The organism is Acetobacter okinawensis JCM 25146, assembly GCF_000613865.1.
GTDB lineage: Bacteria > Pseudomonadota > Alphaproteobacteria > Acetobacterales > Acetobacteraceae > Acetobacter > Acetobacter okinawensis.
Map to the genome: position 1 here is coordinate 229,607 of NZ_BAJU01000001.1, position 18,984 is coordinate 248,590.

The 18,984-nt window shown below is 54.9% G+C and carries 16 protein-coding genes, 1 tRNA gene and 1 pseudogene; 8 read left to right on the forward strand and 10 right to left on the reverse strand.

Annotated elements, in window-relative coordinates; genetic code table 11:
- Positions 1-82 precede the first annotated feature (82 nt).
- From dnaA to mutM, 3 genes are all read right to left on the reverse strand, one after another.
- Positions 83-1,519 (reverse strand): chromosomal replication initiator protein DnaA, encoded by a 1,437-nt coding sequence (dnaA, locus tag JCM25146_RS01165; RefSeq protein WP_025825257.1) that lies wholly within the window; start codon positions 1,517-1,519, stop codon positions 83-85.
- Positions 1,520-1,861: 342 nt separating this feature from the next.
- Positions 1,862-2,131, reverse strand: a complete 270-nt coding sequence (gene rpsT, locus JCM25146_RS01170) for a 30S ribosomal protein S20 (RefSeq protein ID WP_025825259.1) — start codon at positions 2,129-2,131, stop codon at positions 1,862-1,864.
- Positions 2,132-2,238: 107 nt separating this feature from the next.
- Positions 2,239-3,108 carry a bifunctional DNA-formamidopyrimidine glycosylase/DNA-(apurinic or apyrimidinic site) lyase gene (gene mutM / locus JCM25146_RS01175; RefSeq protein ID WP_025825261.1) on the reverse strand — a complete coding sequence of 290 codons (870 nt, stop codon included), beginning with the start codon at positions 3,106-3,108 and terminating at the stop codon, positions 2,239-2,241.
- A 29-nt stretch (positions 3,109-3,137) separates the two neighbouring features.
- Between mutM and JCM25146_RS01180 the strand changes: the two genes are divergently transcribed.
- Genes JCM25146_RS01180 through JCM25146_RS01200 form a run of 5 tightly spaced genes read left to right on the forward strand, consistent with a single transcriptional unit; the run spans position 3,138 to position 8,789 of the window.
- Positions 3,138-3,920 carry a class I SAM-dependent methyltransferase gene (locus JCM25146_RS01180; protein WP_025825263.1) on the forward strand — a complete coding sequence of 261 codons (783 nt, stop codon included), beginning with the start codon at positions 3,138-3,140 and terminating at the stop codon, positions 3,918-3,920.
- A gap of 6 nt (positions 3,921-3,926) precedes the next feature.
- Positions 3,927-5,153: a bifunctional phosphopantothenoylcysteine decarboxylase/phosphopantothenate--cysteine ligase CoaBC gene (gene coaBC / locus JCM25146_RS01185; protein WP_025825265.1), complete on the forward strand. Its 1,227-nt coding sequence runs from the start codon at positions 3,927-3,929 to the stop codon at positions 5,151-5,153.
- Positions 5,154-5,193: 40 nt separating this feature from the next.
- Complete coding sequence (gene dut, locus JCM25146_RS01190) at positions 5,194-5,673, forward strand: dUTP diphosphatase (protein WP_025825267.1); 480 nt, start codon at positions 5,194-5,196, stop codon at positions 5,671-5,673.
- Positions 5,670-7,415, forward strand: coding sequence for an ABC transporter permease subunit (locus JCM25146_RS01195; protein WP_025825269.1), 1,746 nt, complete (start codon positions 5,670-5,672; stop codon positions 7,413-7,415). The genes dut and JCM25146_RS01195 overlap by 4 nt, the downstream gene beginning before the upstream one ends.
- A 15-nt stretch (positions 7,416-7,430) precedes the next feature.
- Positions 7,431-8,789, forward strand: coding sequence for an ABC transporter ATP-binding protein (locus tag JCM25146_RS01200; RefSeq protein ID WP_025825271.1), 1,359 nt, complete (start codon positions 7,431-7,433; stop codon positions 8,787-8,789).
- Here the strand turns inward: JCM25146_RS01200 and msrA are convergent, their stop codons facing one another.
- The 5 genes and pseudogenes from msrA to JCM25146_RS01225 form a co-directional block, all read right to left on the reverse strand.
- Positions 8,790-9,329, reverse strand: a complete 540-nt coding sequence (gene msrA, locus JCM25146_RS01205) for a peptide-methionine (S)-S-oxide reductase MsrA (protein WP_025825273.1) — start codon at positions 9,327-9,329, stop codon at positions 8,790-8,792.
- A gap of 56 nt (positions 9,330-9,385) precedes the next feature.
- Positions 9,386-12,082 carry a valine--tRNA ligase gene (locus JCM25146_RS01210; protein WP_025825275.1) on the reverse strand — a complete coding sequence of 899 codons (2,697 nt, stop codon included), beginning with the start codon at positions 12,080-12,082 and terminating at the stop codon, positions 9,386-9,388.
- 135 nt (positions 12,083-12,217) lie between these two features.
- Complete coding sequence (locus JCM25146_RS01215) at positions 12,218-12,838, reverse strand: DUF2497 domain-containing protein (RefSeq protein ID WP_025825278.1); 621 nt, start codon at positions 12,836-12,838, stop codon at positions 12,218-12,220.
- A gap of 30 nt (positions 12,839-12,868) precedes the next feature.
- Positions 12,869-14,307: pseudogene (locus JCM25146_RS16325) on the reverse strand (TolC family outer membrane protein).
- Between the two features lie 119 nt (positions 14,308-14,426).
- Positions 14,427-15,131, reverse strand: coding sequence for a protein-L-isoaspartate O-methyltransferase family protein (locus JCM25146_RS01225; protein ID WP_025825279.1), 705 nt, complete (start codon positions 15,129-15,131; stop codon positions 14,427-14,429).
- A gap of 148 nt (positions 15,132-15,279) precedes the next feature.
- Here JCM25146_RS01225 and JCM25146_RS01230 point away from each other — a divergent pair.
- A tRNA-Cys gene (locus JCM25146_RS01230) sits at positions 15,280-15,353 on the forward strand.
- Between the two features lie 203 nt (positions 15,354-15,556).
- Here the strand turns inward: JCM25146_RS01230 and JCM25146_RS24735 are convergent.
- Positions 15,557-15,808, reverse strand: coding sequence for a transposase (locus tag JCM25146_RS24735; RefSeq protein ID WP_081774693.1), 252 nt, complete (start codon positions 15,806-15,808; stop codon positions 15,557-15,559).
- 275 nt (positions 15,809-16,083) lie between these two features.
- Here JCM25146_RS24735 and JCM25146_RS22330 point away from each other — a divergent pair, with 275 nt between their 5' ends.
- Positions 16,084-16,407: a hypothetical protein gene (locus tag JCM25146_RS22330; RefSeq protein WP_025825281.1), complete on the forward strand. Its 324-nt coding sequence runs from the start codon at positions 16,084-16,086 to the stop codon at positions 16,405-16,407.
- Positions 16,408-16,851: 444 nt separating this feature from the next.
- On the opposite strand, the gene JCM25146_RS01240 is transcribed toward JCM25146_RS22330, so the two are convergent.
- Positions 16,852-17,346 (reverse strand): peptide deformylase, encoded by a 495-nt coding sequence (locus JCM25146_RS01240; RefSeq protein ID WP_025825284.1) that lies wholly within the window; start codon positions 17,344-17,346, stop codon positions 16,852-16,854.
- Positions 17,347-17,613: 267 nt separating this feature from the next.
- Between JCM25146_RS01240 and JCM25146_RS01245 the strand changes: the two genes are divergently transcribed.
- On the forward strand, positions 17,614-18,948 hold the full coding sequence (locus JCM25146_RS01245) for an Nramp family divalent metal transporter (protein ID WP_025825286.1): 1,335 nt from the start codon (positions 17,614-17,616) through the stop codon (positions 18,946-18,948).
- The last annotated feature ends 36 nt before the right edge of the window (positions 18,949-18,984 follow it).

An 18,984-nucleotide genomic window follows, 5' to 3' on the forward strand; every position in this document is an offset into this window, starting at 1 on the left:
TGAGTGGAGCAGGAACCCGGCTTGTCCGTTGTAAAACTAACAGGCCGCGTTGATCCGTCAATCCTTTTGGATAGCTGGCTTTTTAGCTCTCCAGCATGCGTCGCATCAGTTCCACATCTTCGGCAAAAGCTGCGTCACGCTCCATCAGTTCCGTTACGCGGTTAACTGCATGCATGACTGTTGTGTGGTCACGGTTGCCAAACTTGCGACCAATCTCGGGCAGGGAGCGGCTGGTGAGCTGCTTGGCCAGATACATGGCGACCTGTCGGGGGCGAGCAACATTGCGGGCGCGGCGGGCCGAGGACATGTCGGTCAGGCGGATATTCCAGTGCTCCGCGACTTTTTTCTGGATTTCCTCAATGGTGACGCGCCGGTCATGGGCCTTGAGAATGTCGTGCAGCACATCCTGCGTGGCTTCCAGCGTGACCGGGCGGCCAAAAAGGTTGGCATGGGCAATCAGTCGGTTCAGAGCGCCTTCAAGCTCACGCACGTTGGATGTGATCTTGTGCGCCAGAAACTCCAGAACCTTTGCGGGCACCACAACCCCGGAGGCAGCGGCCTTGGCTTCCAGAATGGAAATGCGCAACTCAAAAGTCGTGGCGTGAATATCGGCCACCATACCACATCCCAGACGGGTGCGGAGCCTGTCTTCCAAACCAGAAAGGTCAGATGGAGATTTGTCGGCCGAGACCACGATCTGACGGCCCGCATCCACCAGAGCGTTAAACGTGTGGAAGAATTCTTCCTGCGTATTGTCCTTGCCGATCAGGAACTGCAGGTCGTCAATCATCAGAACATCGACCGAGCGGAGCTGTTCCTTGAACTCGATGGTGGACTGGGAGCGGATGGCAGCAATAAAGCGGTACATGAATTTTTCGGCAGACATATAGGCTACCGAGACGTTGCCACTCCTCACCAGTTCCGCGCCTATGGCATGCATGAGGTGCGTTTTGCCCAAGCCAACGCCACCATAAAGGAAAAGCGGGTTAAAGCCGACGCTGGAGGGTTTTTCCGCCACACGGCGAGCGCAGGCATAGGCAAATTCATTTGGTTTGCCGACCACGAATGTATCAAACGTAAACCGGCTGTCCAGCGCGGTAACAAGGTCACTGCGCACTTCGGCAACGGGTTTGGTGGCCGGGTTCTGCTCTTCTGGCGCAGAGGGGCTGCCTACTGGTGACGCTGCAACTTCGGCTAGCTGGAGTGGGGCCGGGTCACCCGGTCTTGCAACCTGTAATTCAACACGCCGGAGTGCAGGCACCTCATTGTGCCACAGCTCATTCAGGCGGTCTCCGTACTGGCTGCGAACCCAGTCGCGCAGGAAGCGTGTTGGCAGGAGGAGCGTAATTTCGTCCCCGTCAATCGGGCCGAGGGCAATCTGGGTCAGCCATGTGCGGTATTCAACCTCACCGACCTCTCCCTTCAGGCGGCCGCAGATACGCAGCCACGATTCCGCAAGCCCTTTGTTGTCTTCCAGTCGGGAAAAGGCGCTTTCGTCATCGTCCACTCCGATTGTCATTTTTGCTCCCGAGCGGTCATATAAAGGCGCATGTCGTGCGCAAAAAACTCAACGGGACCAAATGCTTTTGGCTGTGTGTCCCGGTTCTGATCTGTTCTGATGCGTGCCTTGCCTCAGCGCGACCGTAAAGACTCTTGCGGGCCAAGCCTGCTCAAGGGGCACTCTAACCAGAATAAAGCAGTGTCATGCCCGCGGGCAACGAAAAAGCTTTTCCCTGATCGGATGGCACGGTTGCGGTGGCATATGCTCCGCACAAAAAGCAAAGCCGAATCATCGCCATGATGATTCGGCTTTGCTGCAAACAATCATGCTGGCAACTGCGGGAGTTGCCTGACTGTTTGATTATGCGGTTGCCAGTGCCTTGATGCGGGCAGACAGGCGGGAAATCTTACGCGCAATCGTGTTGTGGTGTGCAACGCCCTTGCTGGCTGCGCGCTGGATTTCCGGCTGTGCAACGCGCAGAGCTTCACGAGCGGCTGCCTGATCCCCGGATTCAATTGCGGTTTCCACTTTCTTGATGAAAGTACGCATGCGGGATTTGCGGGCCGTGTTACGGGCAGTCCGCTTTGCGGTCTGCCGGATGCGCTTACGCGCCGAAGCGATATTCGCCATGAGTTTCTATTCTGTCCAGCACTAAGAAAAAAGTAAGGTGCCAACGCGCCGTATGGCCCGTCAGCACAAAGAGTAAGCGGTGCTGTAATGCACGCATGCACTTTCAGTCAAGCGCGTTCCGTCCCTGACGCCCCTATTTTACCCGTTTTCTGATGTTGCGGGCAGAAAAAAGTGGTGCGTCCGGCCTGTGTCATATGCTGCACGCCCGGACATGCGGGAGCCCCCGGACACTTGGGGCAAGGCTGGTTTTTTTTGCCGTAAACCTGCCATGCATGCTGGAAGTAGCCCAGCCCACCCTCTGGGCGGACATAATCTTTTAGGCTTGATCCTCCTGCGGCAATGGCGTCCTGCAATACGGAGCGGATGGCGCGCACCAGAGCGTTGGCTTTGCGGGGAGTTAGTGCACAGGCAGGCATGGTGGGAGCAATGGCTGCGCGGAACAGCGCTTCGCACACATAAATATTGCCAAGTCCGGCGACCACATGCTGGTCCAGCAAAAATGGCTTGATGGGAGTGCGGCGGCCTTTGCTGGCGTCTATCAGTGTCTGTGCGCTAAAGCCGTTGCCCAGAGGTTCGGGGCCCATGTCGGCAAATGCGCGGTAGCTGTTTTCCTCTAATGTGGGAACAAGGTCCAGCATGCCAAAACGGCGCGGATCTATGTAACCACATCGTTTGCCGTCATCCGTCACGAACACCACGTGTTCATGACGTTGTGGGGGGGTGGGAGAATCGAGGACCACCCGCCCGGACATGCCCAGATGGAGAACAATCGACTGACCACAGGACAGGCGGATAAGAATATATTTACCACGCCGATAAAAGCCCAGAATTCTGGATCCTGTCACCTGCGTGGAAAAATCGGCAGGAATCTGCCATCGCAGGTCGTGCCGATGGATGATTGTCTGCACAATGGTGCGATCTTGCAGGGCTATCTGCATACCGCGCATCACGGTTTCTACTTCGGGGAGTTCCGGCATGGCTATAAAGCAGGGTATAGAGGAAACCCATGACCGACAACTCTTTTGCGCCCTCCCCCGCTCCTTCTGACGTAACAGTGGAAGAAACGGATTTTGGCTTCCGTTCCGTCAGGAAGGAAGAAAAGAAAAACCTCGTCCGCGGTGTGTTCGACAGCGTGGCAGGACAGTACGATGTGATGAATGACATCATGTCACTCGGGATCCATCGAATATGGAAGCGCATATTCGTCACGGAACTTGGTCCTCAGCCCGGTTTGACCCTGCTCGACCTTGCCGGGGGTACGGGGGACATTTCATTCGGCTGGCTCAAGGCTGGTGGTGGCCCCGTTGTCATGACCGATATCAACCGCAGCATGCTTTCTGTCGGCCGTGACCGCGCGCTTAACCGGGGTCTAGTGTCTGACCTGTCCTTCTGTGTGGTCGATGCCGAGGCCATTCCCGTGCGCGATATGTCCGTGGACCGTGTCTCCATCGCCTTTGGCCTGCGTAACTGCACGGACAAGCTGGCGGTTATTCGGGAGGCACGGCGTGTGCTCAAACCCGGTGGGCGGTTTTTGTGCCTTGAATTCTCCCGCGTGCAGGTTGCAGCCCTTGCACCAATCTATGATGCATGGTCCTTCAAGGTTCTGCCTGCCATGGGCGGGATCGTGGCCAAAGATCGGGAGAGCTATCAGTATCTGGCCGAGAGCATTCGTATGTTCCCCGATCAGGAGACGCTGGCGGACATGTTCCGTGAGGCAGGTCTCTCCCACGTCCGCTACCAGTCCCTTTCGGGGGGGATTGCTGCTATCCACTCTGGCTGGCGTATCTGATCTGGTATGTCTGTTGCCTCCCCTCCCCGCTCGGTAATTCTGATTGTTGGTGGCAGCATAGCTGCCTGCAAAATGCCCGAACTGGTACGCCTTCTTCTGGCTGAAGGCATACAGGTCCGGTGTGTTGTGACCGAGGGAGGGAGGCAGTTTGTTACACCGATGACCTTGCAGGCGTTGAGCGGGCAGCCAGTCTATACAGACCTGTTCTCCCTGACCGCAGAGCAGGAAATGGGGCATATTGCGCTTTCCCGCTGGGCGGATCTGGTGCTGGTCTGCCCAGCCTCGGCCAACCTGCTGGCGCGTATGGCCTCCGGTCTGGCGGATGATCTGGCGGGAGCGCTACTGCTTGCGACGGATGCGCCAGTCATGGCCGTGCCAGCCATGAACGTAAGAATGTGGGAGCACCCGGCAACACAGGCTAATGTCTCCTTGCTTGGCGAGCGGGGCGTGCAGGTTATTCCCCCTGCGTGTGGCCCCATGGCCTGTGGTGAGTTTGGTCCGGGGCGCATGCCAGAGCCTGTAACAATCAGGGATGCCGTGCTGGCGTTTTATCGTCAGCAGCAAGCCTCGGCGGGTCCTCTGGCTGGATGTCGCGCTATGGTTACGGCGGGTCCCACGCATGAGCCGATTGACCCTGTACGTTACCTTGCAAACCGCTCCTCCGGTCAGCAGGGTTTTGCTATTGCCGCAGCACTGGCTGACATGGGCGCTGATGTAACGCTTGTCAGCGGCCCGGTTAACCTCCTCCCCCCCGCTGGGGTAACCTATCTGGCATGCGAGACCGCGCGGGAGATGCATGCACTTGTCATGGGGAGTGGGCCGTTTGATGTGGCTGTTTGTACAGCAGCCGTGGCGGACTGGCGACCCGAGCACGAAGCTGCACAAAAAATGAAAAAAACAGGCCTACAGGATGTGCCGCCAGCCATAAAGCTGGTGCCCAACCCGGATATTCTGGCTGAACTTTCGGCCTTAGGCCCTGCCAGACCAAAGCTGGTAGTCGGTTTTGCTGCAGAAACTGAAAATGTGGTTGCTCACGCCATAGCCAAAAGGCAGCGCAAGCAGTGTGACTGGATCGTGGCGAACGATGTCAGCCCTGCCACGGGTATTATGGGCGGGCAGGATAATCAGATTGTACTGATAACGCCCGACAGTGTTGAGCCATGGCCAAAAATGAACAAAACCGAGGTGGCAAAACAGCTCGTCGCGCGTATAACGGTCTGGTTTTCTGAATAGCGTTAATACAGAACCTGTGTGAAATATTAAGGAGCCGTGCATGTCCGCCAATGAAAAACAGACCGACACTGTGGGCATCAAGGTTCGGCGACTTTCTCATGGACAGGACCTGCCTCTGCCAGAGTATGCAACCCGTGGATCTGCGGGCATGGATCTGCTGGCCGCTTTGGCGGCCCCACTGCGACTGGAACCCGGGCAACGGGGGCTGGTGCCAACGGGACTGAGCATTGCCCTGCCCCCTGGTTACGAGTTGCAGGTGCGCCCTCGCTCTGGTCTGGCCCTTAAGCACGGCATTGTTCTGCCCAATGCGCCCGGTACCATTGATGAGGATTACCGTGGTGAAATTGGCGTAATAATCATGAACGCCGGGCAGGAAGCCTTTGTCGTAGAGCCGGGAATGCGTATTGCGCAGGCTGTAATTGCTCCCGTTGTCCGCGCCACATGGATTGAATGTGATGATCTGGATGCAACCGAGCGCGGTACGGGAGGGTTTGGCAGTACGGGAACGGGAGCGTCATGAACGACTCAAGGCAGGGCTTCTCGTTCTCACCAGAATTATGTTCCTCACTCCCTTCTTCATGCCGGAAGCGGGATGGGGGCTGGCTGGCCGGGCTGGTCGTTTTTTCTACCATTCTGCTGTGTGTCGTTTCCTTTCAGCCTGTGGTTCCTGTTTTGTCGGGTGTGGACGTCACGCAACCGCCTGATGTGATGCGCCTGCCTGAATACGCGGTGCAGAGCATGGGCCGTATGGTGGTAGGTCTGGTTTGCTCCCTTCTGTCGGCCTTACTGTGTGTGGCGCTCATATTCAGGAGCCGGTGGGCGGCAACATGCCTGCGGCCTTTGCTTGCGGTTGGGCAGTCTTTTCCTGTGCTGGCCATTCCCCTGCTGGTGCTCCCCTTTGTACATACCTTGATGCCTGCGCATGCTATTGGCGCGGATGCTGTGGTTGTTATGACAATATGGTGCAGCCAGTTTTGGGGTATGGTGCAGGTGCTGTGCCAGAGATTTTATGGTGTTCCCAGTGATCTGGAGGATGTGGTCTGTTGTTTTGGCCTGACATCATGGCAGAAATTCTGGCAGCTGGAAGTGCCCTTTGCCATTCCTGCTCTGGTGCGCAGGACCATGCTTTCCATGGGGGGCAGCTGGTTTGCTGCACTTTATGCAGAAAGTGTGGTGCTGGATGGCCATAACTGGTTTTTTGCCGGGTTGGGCTCTTATGTGCGGCAGGCTGCTGTAGCACAGAGTATTGGCGCACTGCTTGCAGCCTTGGCGTGCATGCTGGTTGTTCTTGTGCTTTTTGACCAGTTTCTGTTCCGCCCACTCTCTGTGTGGGCTGTACGCTTCCAGCCCGGAAAAGTGGGGGATATCCCGCTTGTCGAACCTTGGTTTCTCAAGCTGTTGCGGCGTACGCATGTCTTCCGTCTTTGTGTTCTGTTTTGTGTGAGGGCATGGCACAGACTGAGCCGCTTGCCGCTTGGTGCACGCTATGTGCAGGAACAAAAGCTGGATGAGGGGTACGCACAGTATGGCTGGATTGCTTCTGGCGTCAGTCTGGCCGTGGTGGCACTTGCCGTGGTGCTGGCGTGGCCACACCTGCATTTAGGGTATGAATTATCTGCTGTCAGTACGGTTGTTCTGTATGGCGGCATGACCGGTCTGCGTGTGTTTTTTATGGTCGGTCTTGCCTCGCTGATATGGATACCGGTGGGGGTCTGGCTGGGTCTGCGATCCTCTCACGCTGGAGGTGCGCGAAGGCTTGTGCAGTATTGCACCATCTTCCCTGCCAATCTGTTTTTTCCACTGGGTGCTGCGGGGCTGGCAGCCTGTCCGTTTGTTCCAGCGTACTGGCAGTCAGGCTTGATCGTGCTGGGTGCGCAGTGGTCTATTGCGCTGGGGGTTCTGGCTGGAGCGGGTGCTTACCCGTCAGACCTGCTGGAAGCGGCACGTAATCTGAACGTCCGAGGTGGCCTGTGGTGGCGTAAGGTTCTGCTGCCCGGTATTCTGCCGTATTATCTGGCGGGGCTTGTTGCCGCAACCAGCAGCGCCTGGAATGCGGTTATTGCCGCAGAATGGCTTGTATGGGGCCAGAAAACCCTGAGTGTGCCCGGTCTTGGTAGCTTTATGGCGGATGCTTCGGCCCACGGCAATGTGCGCGCTGTGGCACTGGGGGCTGTGACCATGTGCCTGTTTATGATGTTTTTGAACGCTTTTTTATGGCGTCCTCTGTCTGACTATGTTTCTCGCCGTCTAAAACTGAATTGAACGGATAAACCTGAAATGGTGTTTCCTCCCCAACCGGGGCGCAATGCGTCACAGCAGACAGTTCTGGCAGAATTGCGCCATGTCCGGCAGTTTTATCATAAAGACAGCACGGCTGATGTGCAGGTGCTTGATGATGTGAACCTGAGCATTCATGCGGGTGAGATCGTGGGCCTGCTGGGGCGCTCCGGCTCTGGTAAATCGACCCTTTTGCGGATTATTGCAGGGTTGTTGCCCCCCACATCGGGGGATGTCTTGTGGAAAGGGGAACCGCTCAGAGGACCAACGCCGGATGTGGCAGTTGTTTTCCAGTCTTTCGCCTTGTTTCCTTGGATGACGGTTGAAGAAAACGTTGCCCTTGGTCTGGACGCTCAGGGGGTGCCCGCGGCAGAGCGCGATGCACTGGTGGAAAGTGCCATAGAGTTGATTGGGCTCGGAGGGTACGAAAATGCGTGGCCCAAGGAGCTGTCAGGCGGTATGCAGCAGCGTGTGGGGCTGGCGCGGGCGCTGGTGGTTAATCCGGCCTTGCTGTTGATGGACGAACCGTTTTCTGCCCTTGATGTGCTGACTGCGGAAAACCTGAGAACTGATCTGGTGGAACTGTGGGCGGACAATAAACTGCCCGTGCAGAGCATGCTGATTGTGACACACAACATCGAAGAAGCGGTGTTGATGTGTGATCGTATTGTTATTGCCTCATCCAACCCCGGGCGGATAGCACATGTGCTCCCTGTTCCCTTCCCTCACCCACGTAATCGCGAGGACGCGGCTTTCCGTCAGTTGGTGGACCATATCTATGCGTTAATGACGCAACGTGCCCCCATTGTCTCCGAAGCGGATATGATGAGTCGCTCTACAGTTGCGGCCACATCCGTAGCCCCTGCCTTTAGGGCACTGGTTCCTGTCTCCATCACTATGATGATCGGGATGATGGAAGCACTGGCGGCACCGCCCTTGAACGGTCGGGCAGATTTGCCGGTTTTGGCTGAAAAACTTCAGCTTGAACTAGACGACCTGTTTCCATTAGGGGAATCTCTGGAATTGCTGGCTCTGGCGGAACTGGAGGATGGAGACATCCTGCTGACCAACGAAGGTGTGCATTTTGTATTAAGTGATCTGGAGGAGCGCAAAGCCATTATGGGGCATGCGCTCAGGCACCATGTGCCTTTGGTCAAAATGATCTGCGCCTTGCTGGATGAGCGTCCGACCCATAACGTCAAGGCCGAGCGCTTTCGGGATGAGCTGGAAGCCTGCATGTCCCCCGATTATGCACGGCAGACGTTACAGACCATTATCGGTTGGACCCGCTTTGCCGAGTTGTTTGATTATGATGAAGAGAGCGACCGCTTTTTTCTGCCAGATGACAGCCGCGAATAATCAGGGAGCCGGGTGCAGCAGGTTACCCAGCGCCTTGCGGGCTTTGGCAAGTTTGGGTGTTATAACTGCCTGACAATACCCAGCGTGGGGATGTTTGGCATAATAATTGTGATGTTCTGCTTCTGCTGGCCAGAATGTATCCAGCGCGCAAAGCTGCGTAACAAGTGGGGCTCCCCACAGGTTGCTATCGGTAATGCGCTGAATAACCTCCTTGGCAATCTCGTATTGCTGGGCAGAGGTATAGAAAATGACTGATCGATATTGGCTTCCAACATCGTTCCCCTGCCTGTTAAGGGTTGTCGGGTCATGCAGGGCAAAGAAGCATTGCAGGATCTGCTGGTAATTCAGAATCGCTGGGTCCCATTCCAGTTTGACAACCTCGGCATGGCCGGTCAGCCCTGAGCACACCTGTTTATAGGTCGGGTGCAAAACTGCGCCACCTGCATAGCCGGGAATAACAGAGGTTATGCCCCGCATCTGGCGATACACAGCTTCTAGGCACCAGAAACACCCCCCACCAAGTATTGCTGTTTCTGTCATGTGGGATGTTCCTTTGCGGCTAGTTGGCTCCGCCTTTTCAGGCGGAGCCGGGTTGTTCAGGCAATGCGGGACAGTGCAGCTTTCAGCCGTGCACATTCACCCTGCTGGTTTTCCAGACGTTCACGCATTTCCTGCACGATTTCAGGCTTGGCGCGGCTGACAAAGTTTTCATTCCCGAGTTTTTTTTCTGTCTTGCTGACTTCATCTTCGGCCTTGGAGAGTTCCTTTTTCAGGCGCTCACGCTCGACTGCCAGATCAATCAGCCCCTCTAGCGGAATAACCACGGTGGCTTCGTCCACCACGGCCTGTGCCGAACCCTTGGGAATATCGCCCGCAAGCGCGCTGGTCTGTGTAACGCGGGCCATCCGGCAGATTGCTTCCTGCCAACGACCAATGCGTTCCAATGTTATTGCTGCAGCATCCTTGAGCAGCACAGGTGCTGTCTGGGATGGGGGCACATTCATTTCGGCCCGTACCGTGCGGATTTCCGTAATCAGGCGGATAATCTGTTCGCACTCAGCTACGGCTTCTTCCGCCCCTGTGGGGGAGACGGGGAGCGGCCACTGTGCGGCTATCAGGCTGCCTTCTTCGCCAAAACCAAACTCATGCCAGAGCGTGTCGGTGACAAAAGGTGCGACAGGCTGAAGCAGGCGCAGGATAATCCCCAGAACATGCCCGGCAACGGCCCGAACTTCCGCCGCTTCCTGATCGTTCTGGGAATTGAAGACGGGCTTGGCAAATTCCAAGAACCAGTCGCAGAAGCGGTTCCAAACAAAACGGTAGCAGGTCAGTGCGTACTCATCAAAACGGTAGGCATCCAGCGCGCGGGTTGCATCGGCAATGGCTGTAGCGGCTTCAGCCAAAATCCAGCGCCCCAGTGGAGACTGAACCTGCTCAGGGTTAAAGCCTACGGGTGCGCGTACGCCATTCATTTCGCAAAATCGTGCGGCATTCCAGAGTTTGGTAATGAAGGAACGGTAGTCCTCCACCCGTTTGCGGCCGAGTTTAACGTCCCGTCCGATCCCGGTCAGCGCGCAAATGGTAAAGCGCATGGCATCCGCGCCGTATTCCTCGATCAGTTCGAGTGGATCAATGCCATTCCCTTTGCTTTTGGACATTTTCTGCCCGTGCTCGTCGCGCACCAGACCATGGATGAAAATGTTACGGAACGGGACATCCTGCATGAAGTGCTGGCCCATCATCATCATTCTGGCAACCCAGAAGAAAATGATGTCAAAGCCTGTTACCAGCACATCGGTCGGGTAGTAGCGGTCCAGCTCGGGTGTTTTGTCGGGCCAGCCAAGTGTGGAGAACGGCCACAGGGCAGAGGAGAACCATGTGTCCAGTACATCCTCGTCCTGAGTAAGAGGTTCGGCCTTGCCGTAATGGGCCAGCGCCTGTTTTTGCGCATCTTCCCCATCATGCGCGACAAAGACGTGCCCATCCGGGCCGTACCACGCGGGAATACGGTGCCCCCACCAGAGCTGACGGGAAATGCACCAGGGCTGGATGTCACGCATCCAGGCAAAAAAGGTGTTTTCCCACTGCTTGGGTATAAAGCTGGCCCGACCGGATGTAATGGCCTCAATAGCTGGCCCGGCAAGCTTGCCCGCGTCACAGTACCACTGCGTGGTCAGGCGCGGTTCAATAACAGCCCCGCCCCGCTCTGCATGGGGGACCTGATGGCGGTGGGGTTCAATTTTTTCCAGCCAGCCGGTTTCTTCCAGCTTGGCGACAATGGCCTTGCGTGCTTCCTCGCGCGTAGTGCCTGCAAGGGACCGCACAAACGCGGGGTCAGCCAGCCCTTCGTGCGCGTTGAGGTCACCCTCTATCTCGTCCAGCACAATCCGGGCCTGTTCGTCCAGAATGCTGAGCATGGGGAGCTGATGGCGGCGCCCGACCTCAAAGTCGTTAAAGTCATGGGCGGGGGTGATTTTGACCGCACCCGTCCCTTTTTCCGGGTCGGAGTGTTCGTCCGCCACAATGGGAATCAATCGGCCAGTCAGGGGAAGGCGAACAAATTTGCCAATCAGGTCCCTGTAGCGTTCGTCCTCGGGGTGAACTGCTACGGCCGTGTCGCCCAGCATGGTTTCGGGGCGGGTTGTGGCCACAGTAATGCTGGCATCGCCTGCACCGTCCACCGGGTAGCGGATATACCAAAGATTACCAGCCACATCTTTGCTTTCCACCTCCAGGTCGGAAATGGCTGAGCGAAAAGACGGGTCCCAGTTGACCAGTCGCCTGTCACGGTAAATCAGACCGTCTTTGTAGAGAGAGACAAAGACCTCTTTGACAGCGCGGGACAGGCCTTCGTCCATGGTAAAGCGTTCACGCGGCCAATCCAGCGATGCGCCAAGACGGCGCAACTGGCGGGTAATGCCGCCGCCGGATTCTTCTTTCCATTGCCACACACGTTCGATAAAGGCATCGCGCCCCATGTCCTGACGTGTTGTTGTGCCTTCTGCCGCAAGGGTGCGTTCCACAACCATCTGCGTGGCAATGCCTGCGTGGTCCGTACCGGGCTGCCACAGCGTGTCAAACCCCTGCATACGCTTCCAGCGGATAAGGGTGTCCTGCAATGTCATGGTCAGCGCGTGGCCCATGTGCAGCGTGCCGGTAACATTGGGTGGTGGGATCATGATGGTAAAAGGTTTTTTGTCGCTTGCAGGCTGCGCGGAAAAAGCCTTTTTGCTTTCCCATAAGGCGTACAGCCGGTTTTCTGTTTGTGCAGGCTCAAAAGTCTTGTTCAGCATATTTATCCAACCACGCCACGTAAAAAAGGCGGAAGGCATCTAGCCCCCGCCTTTGCAGAGCAATTAACAGACCACAGGGGCCTTTCCACCCATCTGCCCGTATTTGGGCAATAGACGGTGGAAAGGAAGAAAATCTTACAGGCCGCGCTGTGTCAGGCGTTCCACTTCCTTGCGGACGGCAGCCTGAACAATGCCTGCCAGATGGGCATCAAGCCATTTTTTGAGGAAAACGCGCACTTCCTGGCGCACGATGTCTTCAACCGTCAGAGACCCTTCATGCGTGACAGCCACTTTTCTCTCCTCATGTTCTCTAAGATATTTTTCCTGCAGGTTTTTCTGCAAAACAGCAAATGAATTGGCGGTGTCGGAAACCGTTTCGTCATTCAGGGGGATGGGCAATGGACCAGACATGGTATGTTCAGCCTTTTTGTTGAGTTCGATCTGCCTAAGATCCGTTACAGATAATACTTCATCATCATGGCCCACGGCCTGCGGTTGCACAAGATTGGCTTTGCGACCTGCTTTGCCAGCCCCCTTGCTGGAAGTGGGAACCTCTTTTTTTTCTGGTGGCGCAGAGTCCATCATGGATGGGGAGAGGATGAGCACGTCATCATCATCGTCCTGATCATCATCTGGCTTTGGTGTTTGCCCGACTGTGGCTGCAAGGTGCTCATCAGGCAGTGTTTTGCGAACGGAAGACGGGGTATTCGCTGCTGATTTACCCGTCTTTCCAGATGAGTCCTGAGGCGACACCATACAAACATCCCTGCCACTTCTGGCTTAACATTATCGACCCGGTTGGTTGAGCGCGTAATCGTTCAACCCCCATAACCGATCCTTTACCGCGTTATAGTATGCTTTGTCATCATAAAGGGGAACATTCAGCTTCAGATCAGAAGCGGTCAGGCGTCCAATGGCTGCTGCTACATTGTAAGAGGCAATGACCATGCTGCTCAGGCTTTGCACAAGAGCCACCTGTGCCTGCAAGAGTGTCTGCTGTTGTTGCAGCACGGCAAGCGTGGTGCTTGTGCCAACCATGGCCTGCCGCTCCACCCCGTCCAGCGCAACGGTGCCTGCCTTGATGGCGATCCGGTCGCTGGCGATGGACGCCTGATAGGTAACCAGTTTCTGCCAGTTGGAGACGGCATCCTGCGCAGCGGCCCGGCGCTGGATATCTACCTCGCGGTGGGCTTCCTGCGCCAGTTGCCGCGCCTGCCTGACCGCAGCATATTCCGATCCGCCTGATAAATGGGAACATTAAAATTAAGAGCTGCGTATTTGCTATCGTTTATCTGGTTGTTTAAGGCCTGATTGACCTGATGCTGGTAGCCCAGAACTGCCGATACCTTGGGCATGATGGAAGACATGGCAACCCCGACCGAATCCTTGTGGGATGCCTCGGTAAAAAGTGCGTGAATAACATCAGGGTTGTTCCGGACCGCCATGGCGGCGGCGGTCTGCTCGTTTTTAACCGGGAGGACCAGAGGCTGTGGCGGTACCAGATTGGGTGGTGCGGCCATGCCCACGACCTGCATGTAGGTCGCCTGAGCCGTTTGCAGCGTGCCTTCGGATTGCTGACGTGTTGCCTGAGCCGAGGCATAGGCCGCTTCAGCCTGAGCAACATCGGTGCGTGTGATTTCCCCGACCCGGAAGCGTTCATTTGTAGCGCGTAGCTGCTGCTGTAGAACCTGTTCGTTGTTCACGTTCAGCTGCAGCAGCTGCTCGTCCTCAATAACGCCCACATAGGCGCTAACGACTTGTTTAAAGACCTGCTGCTCAACTGAGATAAGATGCGCACGTGCCGCCATGACCTGATTAACGGCCTCGTGCGTGGCAGCCGTGGTTTTGCCGCCACTATAAAGGGGCTGGTCCAGAGCTACACCTGCGGAATACCCGGGCGTATTGTAACGTCGCAGGTTCTCATGCGTGCGGGGGTGACCCACCCCTTCGTAATCGTTGATCCCGTTGTAATACGAAAGTCCGACCTGCCCTGTTATTGTCGGATGCCATCCTGCCAGCGCGGTTGGTACCTGCTCATCCGTGGCGCGGAGTGTGGCCCGGGCAGCTTGTAAGGTCGGGTTTGTAAGGTAGGCGGCAGACAGGGCTTCTTGCAGTGTGTGCGGGATAAAGGAGGGGGAGCCGCTGCCATCGTATTTTTGCGCCCATGCTGTGCTCCCGCACAGAATGACGGCCAAACTCAGGCCGGTTTCGCAAATACGCCGCATGAGGCTGCTCCTGCTTGCCAGTGACCGCAATATGGTTGCGGCCACGTTCAATGCCACGATGTGAGTTTAAATTCCAATTTATAGTTTGTGCGCCGTAAAAAACAGGAACCTCCCATGTTTTAAAAGGAGAAGGCCCGCTCGGGTGCCATGCCGGGGAGCAAGGGGGCTTGTGCTTCGAATAGAAACGTCATTCGGAATGGTTTTGAATACCCCGGCTCCCGGATGGCGCTAAAAGCTTCCGGTAGGGCTGCGTTGGACTGTAGTAGCCCCACAATACGTCCTTGAGGAGCAAGCTGACGGTCGCAGAAGTCAGGCAGAGTAGCTATGCAGCCATCAAAATAGATCAGGTCATAAGGAGCAGATGCGGCCGCGCCTTCGCTCAGGGGGGCTTGTTGCCAGACAACATCGGGGGCGTAGCTGTTACAGAACGACTGCCCGATTTGTATGAGGGCGGTATCCGATTCGAGCGCTGTTACACGGAGGCCAAGGTAGGCAAAAAGAGCGGCCGTGTAGCCCGTTGCCGCTCCCACAACCAGAACATGCTGCCCGGCGGACGGCACTGCGGCCTGTACCAGACGTGCTGCAAGCAACGGCTGAGGCAACACGCGACCCTGAGATAATGGCAGGCTTGTGTCTGCATAGGCGGCATTGCGCAACTCCGTGCGCACGCAGAGTTCACGCGGGAGGGTGCGCATGCCGTCCAGAATACGCGAATCGGTAATTTCAGAGGGGCGTAGCTGGTCATCCACCATCAGATGACGTGCTTCAGCATACAGGGCTGCATCCATTGACTGTTTTCCTTGATGCGTGGCGGTGGCTGTCATGTTGCGTACTCTCCTGATTACCCCCTGCCCGGGCAATGCGTGCTCTTCTTGGGTCAGGCATGTCTGACATACTGTTTTAAAATTGGCACAACACAACGTCTTGACCGATCAGGCAGAAAAGGACATAAGACAACCACATTACACCGCTGGTCCGGTGGCAGAATGGTGATGTAGCGGACTGCAAATCCGCGTATGTGGGTTCGATTCCCGCCCGGACCTCCACTCCCTCTTGAAAATAAATGACGCCTGTTGACATTTCCCGCGGAAAACTACGCTTTGTCACTCTGTGTCTTATGACATGGAATGATGCCGGGAGACGGGGAATGACAGGTATTCTGGGGGTATATTTGGGGGTAGCATCTTCAATCCGGTTTTGAGGTAGAAGATGACGCTTGCTGCGATATAGATTGCGGACATGTTTTCGATCAGATGACGCTTCTTATACAGATTCCAGTCGTAAGCTGGCTTTGATTTCCTGTTCTTCTTTGGAGGCATATAGGCGGGATGTTTCGATCTGCGAGAGACTGTCTGATTTTATTGCTGCCGTATCCCCGAACACCAATGACTGCCTCTGTCTCATCCGGTAGGGCCGCCAGCAGCACGTCAGCGCCTTTGAAATCACTGATCTGTCCAACAGTCAGATGAAGGCGGACAGGGCGTCCCTGTCCATTACATATGGCATGAAACTTTCAGTTCAGGTCGCCTTTTGTCCGTCCGATATGGCGGAAAAGCCCCTTTTTAAGCAGGGAGGCCGCTGCTGCGGTTATGATCAGTGTCCTGATTATAAATTAATACTCTATGCTTTTAAGTGTATAGATCAAGGCTGCTCTGATCGCTGCTATCACTTCCGTCAGAAGTCTTGTTACCGCTAACACTCATAATTGAGATAATATTACCATCAGCGTCTTTTTCGATAATGACTGGTGTGCCATCAGCACTAGACGAGCTGTAAGTGACATTAGAAGAGCTAGAGCTAGAGCTAGAGCTAGAGCTAGAGCTAGAGCTAGAGCTAGAGCTAGAGCTAGAGCTAGAGCTAGAGCTAGAGCTAGATTCTGTTGAGTCACTTGCAGCTGTCAAGCTATCAAGAATACTACTGTACAAGCTATTTATTGAAGATGAGGATGTCATTATAAAAATCCCTGCTACAGACCTAATGCGGTTGAGCATATCCGGATTATTTATTCTTCAGGATAATAACTTTTTGCAAATTAGATATGATATTTTTGCATATATAGCTGACGGCATTCGATCATGGGGAAAGCTTAGGACCTGTTAGGTCTTGATCCAGCCTGCTGCAACAGCGATATGGGGGCTGCAAGGAATGACGTTGCTGTTTTTTTGTATTCGCTTGCTTACAAAAAGAATGCTTCAAGCAAATAATATATGACTGGCTCAAGACTGTGTGTCTGGTGGTGGTCATGCGCCACCTCGATTTGCCAATCGTGGAAATAAAGACAATAAATTCAAAGGAGCCAAAAGAAACGGGGTGCCTCTGTAAGCCGTTGTTTGTAATATTATTTTGGGTGCCCGCCCGGCTTCTCACTCCCCTGAAATTTTATAATAATCTTTCCCTCGCAAAGCCGCGGTCTGCTATTTTACGCCTTATGAACAGGGTATGGCACCGCAGAGACTGGTCAGATTAGCATGATGAGTGCCTGCATCGTACCGATGTAAGGAGGGGCATACCGATATAACTCCCAGCCTTGAAGGCGGAGGGTATTTAGCCCCTCCTTTTTTCATAACGGGCTATAAGGCGGGTGCGTTTAAGGCTGGATAGTTTTTGCAGCCAGAAAATCCCATTTAACTGGTCAATCTCATGCTGGAGACAGATTGCATGCAGGCCACTGACCTCTTCAATATGCATGTTTCCGTGAAGGTCTGCGTACTGGATTTTTATGGCGGTCGGGCGCAGGACGGGGGCGGATATGCCCGGCATGGAAATGCTGCCTTCGTCGTTTTGCGCGCAGGTTTGTGAGTGCCAGATAATTTCGGGGTTGATGTATATGCGTGGGGTAATGGATTGCGGGAGATCCAGAACAGTCACGCGCAGGCCAATGCCGATATGTGGAGCCGTTATTCCTAGCCCCGCAACAGCGCGTAGTGTGTCCAGCAGATCGGTGGACAAGGTGTGCAAAGCATTGTCAAACGCACTCACCGGAACGGCAACTTGTCGCAAACGCTGGTCTGGAAAAAAAACAATGGGGCGTACGGTCATGGGTGACCTTCTGATGGGTTTTGTTGGGTAGAACTTGCCTGATAAGGGTCTGCTTTACCGTGCGCATTACATAAATCCAATAAAATGCACAGAACGTGCTGCTTGATTTATGCGTCTCAATAAAGCGTTAGGGGCTTGCCCAAAGACAGTTGTGTTGCCATATTCGAACAATGAGGACCAATAAAGTACTTTTTTTGGCGCTGGATATTGCATGGCCCAAGCATACTGCGGTGCAGGCTCGCAATCGAAGCGGCCTGAGTGCACAAAATGATGGGACCACCTGCCTTTCATCCCGAGCAAGCGAGCAGCCGACACTCCTTGCCCGAAGCGTTTGCCAGTATCCGGGTGCCACAGGATGATACCCATTGGATGCGGCGTTTTTTAAGTTATGTCGGCCCAGGGTATATGGTGTCTGTCGGGTATATGGACCCGGGTAACTGGGCTACCGACTTACAGGGCGGCGCGCGCTTTGGTTACACGTTGCTGTCAGTTATTCTGTTGTCCAATTTTATGGCAATCCTGTTGCAGGCTCTTTCTGCACGTCTGGGTATTGCTACCGGCCTGGATCTTGCGCAGGCCTGCCGGCAGCGCTTTCATCCTGTTCTGAATATTCTGCTGTGGTTTGCGTGTGAGCTGGCCATTATTGCCTGTGACCTTGCTGAGGTCATTGGTACCGCTGTTGCATTGCAACTGCTGTTTCATATTCCCCTGCTGGCAGGTACACTGATTGCCAGTCTTGATGCCTTGCTAGTTCTGTTCCTTATGAATCGTGGCTTCCGGTATCTGGAGGCGTTTATTATCGGGCTTTTGAGTATTATTGCACTTTGTTTTGCTGTGCAGCTCATTGCGGCAGCTCCCCCTTTGGGAGCGGTCTTTGCCGGATTAAAACCGTCTGTGGAAATACTGACCAATTCACAGATGCTCTATATTGCCATTGGCATTATAGGAGCCACGGTTATGCCCCATAACCTGTACCTTCACTCTTCCATCGTACAGAGCCGTGCGTATGAGAGAACGGAGCGCGGTCGTAAGGATGCTATACGTTGGGCAACATGGGACAGCACAATAGCTTTGATGCTTGCCCTGTTTATTAACGCTGCCATCCTTATTGTGGCGGCTGCTGCTTTCCATACAACCGGGCATCAGGATGTGGCCGAAATTCAGGATGCCTACCATCTACTCTCTCCCCTTCTGGGGCTGGGCATGGCGTCTACACTGTTTGGGCTGGCTCTGCTTGCTGCGGGTACCAATTCAACCATTACGGGTACGCTGGCCGGACAGATTGTGATGGAAGGGTTTTTACATCTCAGGCTGCCACATTGGGCACGGCGGCTGTTGACCCGCGGACTGGCTATTGTGCCAGTGGTGATCGGGACAATGCTGTATGGCAGTTCCAGCGTTGGTCAGTTGCTGATGGCCAGCCAGGTAGTGCTGTCCATGCAACTGCCATTTGCGGTTATTCCTCTGGTTCTATTCGTGTCTGACCGTAAACTTATGGGGGGCTTTGTTATTTCCAGACCACTGGCTGTATTTTCATGGCTTGTGGCTGGGATAATTCTGGTCCTGAATTTTAAGTTGCTCTACGACACACTGGTGTTTTGAAATACACGGTCCCTGCTCTCTTTTTCTGGGGGCGGG